The following is a 14,822-nucleotide window of genomic DNA, read 5'->3' as shown; positions in this document are numbered from 1 at the left end:
GTGCATCCGGTTGGGAGGAACCCCTGTACGGGGAAGGCGGATTGGGGCTGGCTATGCAGGATTTTTTTTGCTGTGGGTTGTTGCTGCTACGATAGCTCCTAAAATAAAAGGCAGTATATACGTTGCGAAGCGGTAGATCAGCATTGCGGATGCGGATTGTGTTTTTCCTATTAGCGGGGTGAACAGGAGGACGAAGAGGAATTCTACGGCTCCTACGCCTCCGGGGGCGGGGATGACGCCTGACAGGGCGGTCATCATTGCGGCTGTGGCCATGTATAGCGAGAGTTCTGGGGAATTGAGCAGGTGGAAGATGGTGACGGGGATGAGATACCATGCGCTTAGTTTTAGGAAATTCAGGATAAACAGATTTAATAATAGTTTCTTGTTTTTTAGGAGACTGCGGGCCTCTGTACGCACGATGACTGCTTTTTCCTGCCATTTGGACAGGTCTTCTTTTTGTTTTTCTTTGTGGGTGAACTTTTCTGCAAGTTGGAATATTATACGGTGCAGCGGGGCACAGACGCAGGCTGTGATCAGGGCGGCAGCAGCTAATACGGCAAGTACCACACCTGCCGCCATGTAGTTTTTATATTCGCCGAAATATTGATTCATTGCACCATAGTTGCTTAGAAAACTAAAGAGAAAGTACAGGCAAATCGTGATCCGCTGGATCGTGTAGTTTATGGTGAAGATTCCCAGGCTTCTGGAGACCGGTATGCCTCTTCTGCTGACATAGTACATGCCCGCAGGGGCCGTTCCGCTCCCGAACGTAACCACTCTGAAAAAACTGTAATAGAAGGAACAGCCGATCCCCACGCTCCAGGGAGTATTCTCATCACAGGTGCGCAGCAGTTTTGTCAATGCACAGCCATCGCAGCAATTGTACAAAACGCTGAGTAAAAACACGCCTGTGACCACCTTAAAAGATATTGTTTTCAGCTCGTTCCATATGCTCCCCCAGGAATCCTTCAGGGCCAGGAATGCGATCAGGAGAACTGCCGCCAGGAAAAGCAGCTTTCCAATGCGTTTCCATGAAAAATGAGTCTGCTCTTTCTTTTTATTTTCCTGCTTCAATGATACCCACCTTATTTCTCCCACAGCTCATCTGCTTTTTCTTTCCACTCCTTCGCGTACATCTCACATTTTCCGCAGAGATGCTCTACCGTCTCCGGGGACTGCATGTCAGTGGATCTGGCCCCGGTTTTATTCACCATTTCCATCAGTTTCTCCGGATTCTCCAGCATCGGGCATGGGCGGAGATGGTTTTCGTTGAATGGCTGCCCCTCTCTGTAGGCCATGAACAGCGGCTGTTGAAGCGCTTCTAAGAGGCTCACCTCTTTGATGTTTGCGCTGGAATAGTGGATAAATACGCATGGCTCCACATCTCCGTTTGGATTAATATGGCAGTAATTCCGTCCTCCTGCGATGCATCCCCCTACGTATTCGCCGTCATTTTGGAAGTCGAATGCAAAGATCGGCTTTCCGCCCTCTACCGCCCTGATTTCACGGATTCTGTGATATATGTACTCCCGCTGTTCCTTTGTCGGCAGAAGTTCCACTGCCGCGTCATTTCCAACCGGCATATAATGGAAATACCAGGCGTACCGGCATCCCTTTTCAATGATCATGTCCAGGAATTCATCGGATGTTACGGTCTCAATGTTCGCCCTTGTATAACAGATCGAGGTTCCGAATATCTGGCCGTGCGCCTTTAGTTTATCCATTGCCTCCATAACCTGGTTAAATACGCCGCTGCCTCTTCGACCATCATTTACCTCCTCGTAGCCTTCCAGGCTGATTGACAGGGACAGATTTCCGACCCGGTCCATCTCTTTGCAAAACGCCTCGTCCACCAGTGTACCATTTGTAAATGCATGAAATGCACAGTCATTATGTTTTTCGCAGAGCCTGATGATATCTGCCTTCCTCACAAGAGGCTCCCCGCCGGTATACATATAAAAATAGATTCCGAGTTCTTTTCCCTGGGTAATAATACTGTCCAGATCCTCGTAAGTCAGGGACAGTGTATGCCCATATTCTGCGGCCCAACATCCTGTACATTTCAGATTGCAGGCGCTGGTTGGATCCAGCAGGATCAGCCACGGAATGTTGCATTGATATTTTTCCCTGCTCTCATGCATGATTTTCGTCCCGCTCAGCATGGCTTCGAATCCCAGGTTCATGGCCGTTGTCCGGATTACGTTCGGGCTTACTTCATCTAAAATCCGATTAACGTAAGTCATCCATTTTCCATCCTTGTCCCGGATGATCTTCCTTGCCGCTTCATAGCTTTCCGGAAGGAATCGGTCTTTTGCAAAGCTTTCCGTCAGATCAACCATTTTCAAAAAACTTTTCTCTCTGTCTTTATTGATGTGCTTCATTGCGGAATCAATCACCTTGCCAAATGCCGCCCGCTCTGCCTGATGTCTTAATTTTCCCATTTCCCATTTCCTCCTTTTTCTTTCCCGTGTATCACTTATCTTTTCTTCATTTTATTCCCCTTATCAGCAATTCAATTCCGCCAATCAACAGAATGCATCCGCCCAGGGCCACTATTTTATTTTTCGACTGGCACCCCATCCAATATCCTGCATAAATACCGAGAATCACACTGGCAGCTGTCACAATTCCGATAATGAAGACTGTATCCGTCAGGTTGGTCCTGAACAGCCCAAACCCTATTCCTGCCAGAAATGCATCAACGCTTGTTATACACGCCCACACCGAAACCTGTTTCAGCTCAACGCCTTCCTCCTTGTGTTCTATGATCGTCTGAGGTCTTTTGCCCTTCAGGATCATATACATGCCAAGGCACGCAAAGATCAGAACAGAAATGTATTTCCAATGGGCTGCGGCCTTCTCTGCCGATGCTTTCAAAAGCGGTATATTTGTGATCATATTTCCAAGCAAAAGGCTTGCCATCTGCCATACGGTAAAAACACAGCTTATTTTAATTAATGCAGATTTACGAATCTCAGGCATCATTGCGCCTTTGTAAAGTGCATATGCAAATACATCCAGGGATAATCCGATTGAAATCATCAGGATTTCAAAAAGTATCAATATCCTCCTCTCCTTCCCTTTCGTCTGCTTACTTTTATTTTATCAATGGTTTTGAAATTTCATAAGATGCAGACTTCCCTTGGTGTATTTTTATCAGAACAATTTTTCGGAAGTGTTACTTATAAGCTACAGATTTTCTAATTTGTAGCCCGCCGCTTCATTTTCTGACGATGAATATGTTATAATATCAGGAAAGGAGTGGAGTTTTATGGAAGATAAAAAGGAATTAACAAAGGATTTACTGACCTCATCATTCAAAGAACTCATCATGCAGGTACCCTTTGAAAAGATCACAATTAAAATGATAACAGACGGCGCGGGGGTCATCCGCCCGACATTTTATAAACATTTCCAGGATAAATACGAACTGATTGAGTGGGTTTTTGAAAAGAATATAAAAGAAAATATACAGGTGCTGATTGATAATAATATGGAAGAAGAAATGTTCCGGCTTCTATGCAGCTGCCTCGAAAAGGAAAGGGCCTTTTATAAAAAGCTGTACGCCATACAAGGCCCCAATTCCTTTGAGGAACTGATGTATCAATACGTATTTACTATATTTCTGGACTTGCTGAACAAATACCCGCTGAAATCTCCCGACAAGCTGGCTGCACTTTCTAAGGATGCCGTTGCGAGATTCTATGCTTTTGGCCTGACTGATTCCTTGAGGTACTGGATCATGCATGATACCGAGTATACTTCTGAACAGCTCAATGAAGCCTACCATTACATTATCCGATGTTCCATTCTGGATCTGCTTGAATATCCGGTACCATAGCCCCTGTCCCAATCAAAACCGGGCATGGTTCTTGATTCTAACGGACAGTTCCCGGGCGCAGTACCGGAACCTGCCTGCATATGATTCTTTCATAACAGCCTTTTCCAGCAGATCCAGCAGATGTGAGACCTGTCTCTCTATAGTCTCCGCCGGCATATCCAGAAAGTAACCCTCCGTTTCACTCTGGCCCTCCCCGTCCAGTTCCAGTTCAAAAAGAGGCCTTTCTGTGATCATGCAGGCCAGCGCACGAAACAGTACGGGAAGGCATATATTATCCAAATACAGCTCTTTGTAATCCGGGCAAGTGGATTCCAACAGATTTACGATGCCCGGCCTGTAAAAACTGCGGAGAAAGCGCTGCTCATATTCAATCTGACTTAGATAATCCAGGATCAAATCCACACCCTTTTTCCCGCACTCCATTTGAAGTACCGGATAGTCTAATGTCAGAATATGGTCCTGGGGATGAAATACCGGATCATACAAGGTAAAAAAAGCGGGCATACCGCTTGCAATCGTCTCCTTGTAATTTTTGCATCCATAGTCGTCAAAGCCTTCAATAATATGGTGATATATCTCCTTGGCGCGGCCGGTCTTCTCCAGTACAATCCGGTACCCGGCCTCATAGGAGGACGCAGCCCCTGCCCGCCGCCCCTGAAGCATATATTCCGCAGACTTTCCCGCCACTTCATTGATACAGTAAACGACTGCTCCCATAAGCTGTTCCGCCGTTTTATAGGAAACAGAAGAACTTTCCTTTGACGTATAGCGTTCGGCCAGTTTTGCCACAACGGGCAGTAATTCTTCCATCTCATTGTGCATCCGAGAACCTCCTTCCACTGCTTTCCCATTTACTCCCAGCACAATTCCCTAAGCGCCTGCAGATACAATTCTTTGTCCCAGCGGGGCACCTCATCGAACTGTTCATACTCTCCGTTTCCGCCGCTGGCCGTATATCCACGGTAGCCTGCACGGACCGCCGCGGTAAAGACTTCCAGGCATGTTTCCTCCAGATAGTCCAGATCTCCTGCACAGACTGTCTCGAACTGTTCTCTCATAAAGGTCAGAACCTCATCATCTGTCATCTGATCCAGCGCCGCATTTTTGAATTCATAAAAAATATCCTGGAGTCTCTCCAGACTGGACAGATAATTTTGCTGACTGATATACTGTGAATCACAGAATACATAAATCAATTGATCCAGTATTCCCCTCCCGAATTCCACCCTGCCATACTTTTTCAGGCTCTGATTCCGGCATTCTGCAAGCTCTTTGATATCTTCCTCCCTGAGCGCGAGTCCGAAGCGCTCCGTCTTCTGATTCATTGCGGACAATAATGCCAGTTCCTCTTTTCTATTTGCCAGTTCCAGAAGTTCTAAAATACTCGTTTCCATAACACCGCCCCTTTCACAATTGATTTTTCATTATAAGGCCGCGCTGCAAACTTTACAAGACTTGAAAAAATGCGCTTTTTGTGGTAATATAAGGATAGAAAATGAGGCGGAAATCAAATTTCCGCCTCATTTTTATTGGTTCCGCATATGCAGTTTAAACGGCAGATTGTTTACTCTTCCTCTGCCCCTTCTATTATATTCCAAATCAGTTCTCTGGCTGCTTCCACATCGCTCTCATCTGCAAAAATATCCTCGCCGAAGATGGAGTTTCCCGTATAGATATCCATGAGGCCTCCGCTGGCAATTCCCTGTCTGAACGCCTGGATATTATGCTGGCCCAAGATGTCCAGGATCATTTCTGCCTCTACCTTATCCCGTGCTGTACATACTTTTGTAACCTTCATTCCTTCCATACTGTTATCCTCCTTCTCGCACTGCAGATTCAGCTGCCGGCTACCGGTACGCGCTCTGCATTATTTTCCAGGCTTTTTTCTAAGCTTCAGAGAGATCTCCCTCCGGTCAGCCATGTTCTTAAACAGTTGTACTGCGATCGCCGCATTTTCCTTTAACGTATTGTCTTCTTCCACGGCTCCCGATATCTGTTCCAGTACTGCTTTAATATCATCCAGTTCCAGAAGATTGACTGCCGTACAGAAAAAACTCTTCCTCCGCCCGTCATTGTAATTTTTTAATAAAAACCGTAAAATTTCTATTTTTTCATCGAGCACAGATCTATAATAGTCCATTCCCTGCTCTTTAGCACATGCAAAATCTTCTCTGCTGCGCTTTGGCACAAAAGAATCAAATTCCTCCTCCAGATATCTGTCACAGGGATATTCGCTGCACTGGCTGCAGTATTCTACATTCTCATGTTCCATGCTGCAGCGGATGATCTCACACGTGGGCCTTCCTTCTCCGCCGCAGCCGGTACAGTGTGACTCTTCACTAATATGATACATGGGGCACAGCCCGCAGTTTAATCCGCATAGAGAAAACTGGGGATAAGGTCTTCTGTATTTCTGCATCTAAACCTCCCTGCTATGACCGGATCAGTACGTTAGGATACATAATTATCGAAATATCCCTGCACGAGGATAACCGGCGTTCCCTTATCACCAGAACCGCTCGTCAGGTCACAAAGTGAGCCGATCAGATCTGTAAGCCGTCTTGGGGTTGTTCCCTGTGCCGCCATATCTCCCACCAGATCGTCTTTTTTCTCTTTGATGCGCTGTGAAATGGCATCTTTTAATTCCTGTCCGGATAAATCTCTGAAATCATTATCCGCCAGGTATTTTAACTTCACCTCATTCGGCGTACCTTCCAGCCCCGGGGTATTTGCAACGGACACGCATGGGTCTGCAAGCTCCCAGATCTTTCCGACAGGATCTTTGAACGCTCCGTCGCCGTATACCATCACTTCCACATGTTTCCCTGTCTTATCCAGAATACACTTTTGGATTTCCAGAATCAGCTCACCGCATTCCTTTGTCCGCGGGAATAACTTAACAGATTCCTCGGTGGATTTATTGGATCCGAGAAGCCCGTATTTTTCATTGCAGCCGCTTCCGTTCACCGGAGTGTTCAGCAGATCGTCCATGCCGCAGACAATCTCCGCACCGTTTTCTTTGAGCAGCCTCTTTGTTCTCTCACGGCTATGTATATCACAGTTAATTACCTTTTTGGTATACTTAAGAATCTCCTGCGGATGGTTGGCGAAGATAACCTCCACCTCTGCGCCTTCATTTCGGATTAAATCGCTGTAATACTGCACGTAGTCCACGCCCGTGAAACGGTGTTTGTTCTCACCGAACAGCTCTCTGTAGCGCTCCAGATCCAGGACATCACTGTAGGGATTCACGCCTGCCGCATCCAGCTTATCCTGGGATACCAGCTCGTTCCCCACTTCGTCTGACGGGTAACTCAGCATCAGCACAACTTTTTTCGCGCCTCTTGCCATTCCCTTCAGGCAGATAGAGAATCGATTCCTTGACAGAATAGGCAGAATAATTCCGATAGTCTCGCCTCCAAGCTTATTTTTTACATCCTCTGCTATGTTATCAACGGATGCATAGTTCCCCTGTGCTCTTGCCACTATGGATTCGGTGGCTGCAATAACATCTCTGTCATGGATCTCAAACCCTTCGCTCTCGGCAGCTAAAAGCACGCTGTCTACGATAATCTCTGCCAGATTATCTCCCTCGCGTATAATGGGACAGCGAATTCCTCTTGAAACAGTTCCAACTCTTCTTTCCATAATATAGTCACTCCTTATTTTTTCTTTTAACTTTTTTTATTTTATCATATTTTCATCAATTATACCATAAATAACAACATCTAAATCGGGATTTAGCGACGAGCTTTAGTTTCGGCGCGGATGGGGACGCTCCATAAAGGGATAGCCGAAAGCCTCCCGGAGAACATCCATGTCCTTTCAAAAACGCGGCCGCGGACCTAAGAAATTCTAGGCGGGAAACAGCCCTGAAAATGGAGCACCACTGACACATCACGAGAAATCCGATGATTTCTCGCGCTGGGTCAGCTGATTTTTGGATTCGGAATCCAAAAATCTCTCCATTTTCAGGGCTGTTTCCCACCAAGAATTTCTAAGGTTCGCTTTGAGCGTTTTTGAAAGGACATGGATGTTCTCCGGGAGGCTTTCGGCTATCCCTTCATGGAGCTGGCGCATCCAACCGGCAGGAAAAGGACTCGTTCCTAAGGTGGGGCCTCAAACGGGGGCAGCGTATGGATATAGAATTGGCGGGACTTTTATGTCCCCAGTAGGTGTACATAAGCAAAGGGATACGGTTCCAGTATCAAAATAATTCAATACACATCTTGAAGATAAAAAGACACGCATAGCCAATCCACATCCGCTGCCCTGGTCCAGGATCCCACCCGGATGGCGGGTTTTCCTGCCGATTGGATGAGCCAGCTTTATGACAGGGAGGCCGGGGAGGTGCTGGGGCTGTATATGCCGTTGCGAAATGCTGGAATGCGCTTAGTGATTCTTGAACAGCCGATGCCGGATAGGCGGGGAAAAACTTGATCTCCAAATCAAGTTTTTACTGAACCCAGCGCGGGAAATCATCAGATTTCCCGTGATGTGTTCAGTGTACCCGCCTATCCGGCATCGGCTGTTCTAGAATCACTTAGCAGCATGGGTGCATATCGCAACGGCATATACAGCCCCAGCACCTTCCCGGCCTCCCTGTCATGAAGCGTCCCCGTCCGTCGACAGGACTGAAGCCTGTCAACTGAATCCCGATAAGCAAATTCACGTATTTTTTACCTTTTCTCCCTAAAAAACTACTCTCTTTGGTCTCTTCCAAGTGTTAAACTTAACATAGATCATGTGGAAAAGAGGGATTTTTATGATAGGAATTGGAATTGATACCGGAGGCACTTATACGGATGCAGTTGTGTATAACCTGGAAACGAATCAAATACTGGCATCTGCTAAGTCTCTGACAACGAAAGAAGATTTAAAAACAGGGATCCACAATGTACTGGCAAAACTTCCCGGTGACATGCTCTCCTCCTGCGGAGCGCTTTCTTTGTCTACAACACTCGCAACCAATGCATGCGTGGAAAACAGGGGCGGGAAAGGAAAGCTTGTCCTGATCGGGCTGGCCCGCCAGACGCTGGAATCTTCTTATCAGGATTACGGGATCGAATCGCTGGAGGACGTGTATCTGCTTGAATGTGAACTGACTTCCAAGCCCTCTAAAAGTACTCAGCCCGACTGGACACAGTTTGCCAAAGACCTGCAGGACTTTGCAGGGGACTGTGACTGTATCAGTATTGTACAGCTCTTCGCAAAAGAGCATCTTGGCAGTTATGAAAAAAGAGCGGCGGAAATCGTAAAATCGGTGCTTGATATTCCCGTAATTCTGGGGCACGATCTGTTTCCCGACAGAAATATTTTACGAAGGGGCGCCGGGGCGCTGCTTAACGCGCGGCTGATCCCGGTCATCCATGAGTTCATGTCCGCGGTAAAAGCTGTCTTTTTAAGCCATGGGCTTTCTCTTCCGGTGGTGATTATGCGCAGCGACGGCAATCTGATGTCCGATGAATACACCTGCCGGCACCCGGTGGAGACGCTTCTGTGCGGACCCGCGGCCAGCATTACGGGGGTTCAGCATCTCGTCTCGGAAGAAAATGCGGTCATTGTAGATATGGGGGGTACGACTACCGATATTGCCATCATTAAAGGCGGGGAACCCCTGAGTGCATACGACGGGATCCAGATCGGGGACTGGAAGACCTTTGTAAAGGGCCTTTATGTAGACACCTTTGCTCTGGGCGGCGATACCGCCGTACATTATAATTACGACGGCGGCCTTTTCCTTGAGAATTACCGGATCATGCCTCTGTGCATGCTCGCCTCCAACTATCCCGGCATTAAGGAACAGCTGACCGGACTGGATGCATATCCCGAGGGACATACCTTCCCGTTGTATGAATTCTTCGTGCTTATGAAAGATGTCTCTGTGCATGCGCAGTACACGGAGGACGAACTGGCTCTCTGTGAAGCCTTGAAAAACGGGCCTCTGATGTACCCAAATGCGGCAAAGGCGATCGGAAAAGATATCTACGGACTAAAAACTGCCCGTCTTGAGGAGGACGGCATTTTATTAAGATCCGGTCTGACACCAACTGACGTGATGCATATATGCGGGGATTTTACAGCCTTTGACAAAGACGCCTCCCTGGCCGGCGTGGAATTTATTGCAAAATACGCCCATATCTCCAGGGAAGAACTTTGCCGGAAAATTTATGATATGGTGGAGGAAAAGCTCTACTGTAATCTGATCCGTATTCTGATGGACACGGAATTAGAGGGCTTAAAACATACGATGTCCGATTCACAGATAGAAACACTCATCCATATCAGCTACGCACAGTTGAAATCAGGAGACGATTCTTTGTTTTCAGCCCGCTTTTCTACAAAGGCTGTTCTGGTCGGCGTCGGAGCTCCTACACACATTTTTCTGCCCGCTGTGGCAAGGCTGCTCGGAACGAAAGCTGTGATCCCGCCTCACGCCTCTGTGGCAAATGCGATCGGTGCGATTGTGGGCAATATATCAGCCACCGCCACCGCCGAAGTAAAGCCCGCCTACGAGGAGGAAGAAATGAACGGATTCCATGTCACAACTGCTTCCGAATCTGTCTTTTTTGAAGAGTATGAAGATGCGCTAAAGTATGCCAAGGAAGCCTCCAAGTCATTGGCAATGGAGATTGCCAGAACCCAGGGTGCCATCGGGCCACTGACCACTTCCCGCCGCATAGAGCGTAAGGAAGCCGCCATCAGCGCCAATCCGCTCCTGCTCTACGAACTTGTATGCACGACCGCAACAGGAAAAGCCATTTAGGCTTTTCCTGTTCTTTTGTAACAGTACAGTTAATCCCGGACTGCTGCGTTCTTTTTGTAACAGTTCAGACAGGCCTGAACTGTTACTTCTTTTTACTTTTTTTGATATTTTCTTACAATTTCTAACCATATTCTTAGAAAAGTGTGTTACACTTATGGTACTAAAAATTAGTGAAACGGAGGCTTACGAATGGCACCTTTATTATATTCCATCGTTTCGGAAGATACACTGCACTCCATGGTAGACACATTTTATGCCTGTATGAGGCTTCCTATCCAGGTTATAGACGAACATGGGGAGTTTTTGGCTGTAAGCGGACAGATGTCCAGCTTCTGCCGCTGTTTCCAGGACTATCTTCCTCCCAACGACAGCTGTGAAAAAATGCATATATCAGCCAGTAAAAAAGCGATCACGCTTGGCGAGCCTTACATATTTTCCTGTCATGCTGAATTGAATCATATCGTGTTCCCTCTGATCAGCAAAAAGACATTCCTCGGCTCTATTCTGGTAGGGCCGTTTTTGATGGATTCCCCGGACTCCATCCTGATCTCGGACATTGCCAGGAAGTACAACATTCCAACCGATGAGGCCCTGGAATTATACGATGAAACGAGCAATATTCCCGTTGTATCTCCGTCCATGGTCAATCATATCAGCCACCTCTTATATTATCTGTTCGCTAACCTGATCGACGACAGTAAAGAAGAGCTCAAACAGAATAGCCAAAAACTGCTCCAGCAGTCCAGGATCAATGAATCCATACAGCGTTACAAAGCCGAAAATATCAGCACTGCATCCTATCCTTATGAAAAGGAAAAGGACCTCATCGCAAAGGTAAAGGTGGGCAATGTCCACGAGGCCAATGCGATACTCAATGACCTGCTCGGTTATGTTCTGTTCTCAGAGGGCAACAGCATTGAGATCGTGAAGTCAAGGGCGATTGAGCTATGTTCCCTGCTTTCCAGGGCGGCAATTGAGAGTGGCGCTCCTACTGATAACATTTTAAAATTGAATAACCATTTTTTGAAAAACCTGCAGCAGATTACCACAATGGATACGCTTTGTTTTAAACTGCAGGAGATTGTAGAGGCATTTTCTGAAAGTATGTTTAACTATATTCCTTCCAAAAACAGTGAACTTGTAAAAAAGTCCATGCTTTATATATCGGAACATTTTAACGAACCGATTAACCTGGAAGATGTTGCCTCCCACGTTCATCTCCATCCGTCTTATTTTTCTACCATGTTCAAGCAGTCCACCGGCTCTTCTTTCAAAGAGTATCTGAACATGGTGCGTATAGAGGAAAGCAAACGCCTGCTTTCCAATACGGATTTTTCAATCATTGATATTGCCGTCGCCGTAGGTTTTGAGGACCAGAGTTACTTTTCTAAAGTGTTTAAAAAGTATACCGGACTGACACCTAAGCAGTACCGGTAGCAATTTCGTTTATCCAATATTGATCTTTTTTAAATAAACTTAAAAAAAACCAAAAAATAGAATATTTTTCATAAAAACCTCCCCGCAGATCTTCTATACTTGAGTCATCAAATACAAATAAAAAAGAAGAGAGCCAGGAGGTAATTTTTTATGAAAATGAACATGAAACAGTGGATCGCGGATACAATCAATGCACCGGTGAAAAAGGCAATGCCGGTATTATCATTCCCTGCTATCCAGTTAATGGACATAACGGTAAAGGATCTGATTTCCAGCAGTGATCTGCAGGCACGGGGTATGCAGCTGGTTGCAGAAAACACAGACGCCGCCGCTTCTGTCAGCCTAATGGACCTGTCTGTTGAGGCAGAGTGCTTTGGTTCAACAATCCGTGTCTCTGATGAAGAAGTGCCTACCGTAATAGGAAGTGTGGTCAGCTCAGAGGAGGAAGCAGACGCTCTGGAAATTCCTGAGATTGGAAGCGGACGTACCGGACTCTATATAGAAGCAATTGAAAAGGCCTCAAAGTTAATAACAGACAGACCTGTGCTGGCAGGCGCTATTGGACCGTTTTCACTCGCCGGAAGACTGATGGATGTGTCCGAGGCAATGATTTACTGTTATGAAGAACCGGATATGGTACATACCGTTCTGGAAAAAGTCACGAAATTCATCATTAACTACTGTACAGAATACAAACGTGTGGGTGCTAACGGTATTGTTCTGGCTGAGCCTCTAGCCGGACTGCTCTCCCCGGCGCTTGCCGAAGAATTTTCAGCAGATTATGTAAAACAAATTGTAGATGCCGTTCAGGATGACGAATTCATCATCGTATACCATAACTGCGGAAACTGCACGATACAGCAGATCGACTCAATTATCGCAACCGGATGCCCGCTGCTTCACTTTGGCAATGCGATCAGCATGGCAGAAATGATGCCGCATATCCCTGCTCATATCGCTGCTGCCGGCAACGTAGATCCTGCTTCTCAGTTCAGAAACGGTACGGTGGAGTCCATCAAAGAAGAGACGAAAGCCGTTATGGAAGCATGCTGTAAGTATCCAAACTTTGTAATATCTTCAGGATGCGACATCCCTCCGCTTTCAAAATGGGAGAATATACATGCATTCTTCGAGGCTGTCAATGAATTTTACGCAGACTAAAACGAAAGGAAGAAAACGGCTTAACCTGCCGCTTTCTTCCTTTTTGTTTCCCCCTTTTTGCTTTTTTATTCCGGAATCAAAATCTTATTATTGTATTTTCTCTGACCACCGCATAAGTGATCCCTTCCAGCTTGATCTTCGGCTGTATCAGAACGCCTTCGGGTGCATATTTTCTGGCAGCCCGCTCACAGACATTATCCACTCCGGTGATCTTTTCCACGAACTCAGAATGAGAACTGACGGCTTCGATTTCCTGCAGTTCGTCAGCTGAATACGTTGCGAAGGGAACCCGGCACTCTTGTGCAAGCTCCAGCAGTCCTGCCTCGTCCCTTTTTAGGTCAATACTTTCAAGTGCCTGGATCTGGCAGAGGGATACGCCCAGCTCTTTTAAGAGTATTTCCAACTTTTCCTTCAGCCTGGCCCCGGGGGTTCCTCTTTTGCATCCGACCCCTGCCACAAGATTCCTTGGCGGAAGAAACAAGATGCCTTTCCCCTCTTTTATCTCTGCCCCTGCATCTGCCACCGCAATCCCCAGCGGCAGCCCGCTCAGTTCTTCCAGGCTGCGGCAGACACACAGTTCCTCCGGCATCCTGCCCTCCACCGGATAAGCGCTGTAAAACCCGATCTTCTTTCCCTCCAGTACCGCTGCGGAAATCTCTTTTGCAAGCCTCCGGCTCCCGATGTGCAGATGGTTTTCTTTTGCAAATACATCCACAGCAAACTTATTCTGTACATCGGTTGCCGTTGTAACTACCGGTACTGCCCCCGTCTGCTCAGCGATCAGCATCGCCAGTCTGACAGCTCCGCCTACGTGGCCCGAAAGAAGCGGAATGACAAATCCTCCTTTTTCATCCATAGATAGCACGGCCGAATCCCGATACTTATCTGCCACCCATGGAGCAATATATCGGATTGCAATTCCTGCTGCCCCGATGAACAGAAAGGAGCAGCGCCCCCATCGCTCCCCTATCCATTGCTTTAGATCTTGATCCATCGTTTTCATCCCGAATCCTGCGGCAAAACGTTCCGTTGTATAACTTCCGCACTTGTAACCTGCCTTTGCCAGCAGTGCATTCAATTTTCTGTTCAGCCTGCACCCTTCCTCCGTAAAACTGAATATGACAATCGGTTTCTCTTCTTTTCCTTTATTCTCCATATATATCTCTCCCGGGAACTACAAAAAACTGATCTGGTACCCGCTGTCCTCAAGTACGTCAAGCGCCTTTTGTAAATTCCCACTCTTAGTCAGTATATAGTCTGTATTGTACGTTGATACTGCAAATATTCCGATCTTATGCCCTGCCAGCAGGCGGGAGATCTTAGAAAGTATTCCGGTCAGGGAAAAGTCCAGAGTTCCCTGGATGCGGAAAGCACGCCAGCCATTGTCGCAGGCAGCCGCATTGGACGGGACATGCTGTGAACTGCAGACCAGGGAATTCTCCTCATCCGTTTTTCCAATAAAACAAAATTCATCCTTCATATTCACTTCTGACAGGTCTGTTACCCTGCACACAGAAAACTCCTGTCTCAGCACCTCTATTATCATATGGCATTCCCTCCTGCCCCTTCTTTGATAAAATGGCGCAGGTAATGTCTGCATTACCCGCGCCGAATCTT

The 14,822-nt window shown here is 46.8% G+C and carries 14 protein-coding genes; 4 read left to right on the top strand and 10 right to left on the bottom strand.

Annotation, left to right across the window (positions count from 1 at the left end):
- Positions 1-51 precede the first annotated feature (51 nt).
- Genes BN1938_RS06950 through BN1938_RS06940 form a run of 3 tightly spaced genes read right to left on the bottom strand, consistent with a single transcriptional unit; the run spans position 52 to position 3,063 of the window.
- Complete coding sequence (locus tag BN1938_RS06950) at positions 52-1,074, bottom strand: lysylphosphatidylglycerol synthase transmembrane domain-containing protein (protein ID WP_050639899.1); 1,023 nt, start codon at positions 1,072-1,074, stop codon at positions 52-54.
- A gap of 11 nt (positions 1,075-1,085) precedes the next feature.
- Positions 1,086-2,441 carry a radical SAM/SPASM domain-containing protein gene (locus BN1938_RS06945; protein WP_050639898.1) on the bottom strand — a complete coding sequence of 452 codons (1,356 nt, stop codon included), beginning with the start codon at positions 2,439-2,441 and terminating at the stop codon, positions 1,086-1,088.
- Between the two features lie 46 nt (positions 2,442-2,487).
- Positions 2,488-3,063, bottom strand: a complete 576-nt coding sequence (locus tag BN1938_RS06940) for a manganese efflux pump MntP (RefSeq protein WP_050639897.1) — start codon at positions 3,061-3,063, stop codon at positions 2,488-2,490.
- A 208-nt stretch (positions 3,064-3,271) separates the two neighbouring features.
- Here BN1938_RS06940 and BN1938_RS06935 point away from each other — a divergent pair, with 208 nt between their 5' ends.
- Entirely contained in the window at positions 3,272-3,841 is a 570-nt protein-coding gene (locus BN1938_RS06935; protein WP_050639896.1) for a TetR/AcrR family transcriptional regulator C-terminal domain-containing protein, read from the top strand.
- A 12-nt stretch (positions 3,842-3,853) separates the two neighbouring features.
- Here the strand turns inward: BN1938_RS06935 and BN1938_RS06930 are convergent, their stop codons facing one another.
- From BN1938_RS06930 to BN1938_RS06910, 5 genes are all read right to left on the bottom strand, one after another.
- On the bottom strand, positions 3,854-4,663 hold the full coding sequence (locus tag BN1938_RS06930) for a DUF6179 domain-containing protein (RefSeq protein ID WP_050639895.1): 810 nt from the start codon (positions 4,661-4,663) through the stop codon (positions 3,854-3,856).
- A gap of 29 nt (positions 4,664-4,692) precedes the next feature.
- Entirely contained in the window at positions 4,693-5,235 is a 543-nt protein-coding gene (locus BN1938_RS06925; RefSeq protein WP_050639894.1) for a DUF6323 family protein, read from the bottom strand.
- 170 nt (positions 5,236-5,405) lie between these two features.
- Positions 5,406-5,648 carry a putative signal transducing protein gene (locus BN1938_RS06920; RefSeq protein ID WP_050639893.1) on the bottom strand — a complete coding sequence of 81 codons (243 nt, stop codon included), beginning with the start codon at positions 5,646-5,648 and terminating at the stop codon, positions 5,406-5,408.
- A gap of 60 nt (positions 5,649-5,708) precedes the next feature.
- Positions 5,709-6,260, bottom strand: a complete 552-nt coding sequence (locus BN1938_RS06915) for a DUF3795 domain-containing protein (RefSeq protein ID WP_050639892.1) — start codon at positions 6,258-6,260, stop codon at positions 5,709-5,711.
- A gap of 32 nt (positions 6,261-6,292) precedes the next feature.
- The gene (locus tag BN1938_RS06910; RefSeq protein WP_050639891.1) at positions 6,293-7,489 is read right to left on the bottom strand and encodes a coenzyme F420-0:L-glutamate ligase; all 1,197 of its coding nucleotides are present in this window, start codon (positions 7,487-7,489) and stop codon (positions 6,293-6,295) included.
- Between the two features lie 1,117 nt (positions 7,490-8,606).
- Here BN1938_RS06910 and BN1938_RS06905 point away from each other — a divergent pair.
- The 3 genes from BN1938_RS06905 (at position 8,607) to BN1938_RS06895 (ending at position 13,205) form a co-directional block, all read left to right on the top strand.
- Complete coding sequence (locus tag BN1938_RS06905) at positions 8,607-10,607, top strand: hydantoinase/oxoprolinase family protein (RefSeq protein WP_050639890.1); 2,001 nt, start codon at positions 8,607-8,609, stop codon at positions 10,605-10,607.
- A gap of 189 nt (positions 10,608-10,796) precedes the next feature.
- Complete coding sequence (locus tag BN1938_RS06900) at positions 10,797-12,044, top strand: PocR ligand-binding domain-containing protein (RefSeq protein ID WP_050639889.1); 1,248 nt, start codon at positions 10,797-10,799, stop codon at positions 12,042-12,044.
- Between the two features lie 150 nt (positions 12,045-12,194).
- A complete protein-coding gene (locus tag BN1938_RS06895; RefSeq protein WP_050639888.1) occupies positions 12,195-13,205 on the top strand; it encodes a uroporphyrinogen decarboxylase family protein in 1,011 nt (336 codons plus the stop codon).
- A 76-nt stretch (positions 13,206-13,281) separates the two neighbouring features.
- Here the strand turns inward: BN1938_RS06895 and BN1938_RS06890 are convergent, their stop codons facing one another.
- The gene (locus BN1938_RS06890) at positions 13,282-14,361 is read right to left on the bottom strand and encodes a cobalt-precorrin 5A hydrolase (RefSeq protein WP_050639887.1); all 1,080 of its coding nucleotides are present in this window, start codon (positions 14,359-14,361) and stop codon (positions 13,282-13,284) included.
- An 18-nt stretch (positions 14,362-14,379) separates the two neighbouring features.
- Complete coding sequence (locus tag BN1938_RS06885; protein ID WP_050639886.1) at positions 14,380-14,751, bottom strand: ACT domain-containing protein; 372 nt, start codon at positions 14,749-14,751, stop codon at positions 14,380-14,382.
- Positions 14,752-14,822: the final 71 nt, after the last annotated feature.

It is taken from the genome of Eubacterium sp. SB2 (genome assembly GCF_001244405.1).
GTDB classification, from domain to species: Bacteria; Bacillota; Clostridia; order Lachnospirales; family Lachnospiraceae; genus Faecalicatena; species Faecalicatena contortus_B.
This window is presented reverse-complemented; position numbering and strand designations above follow the sequence as displayed.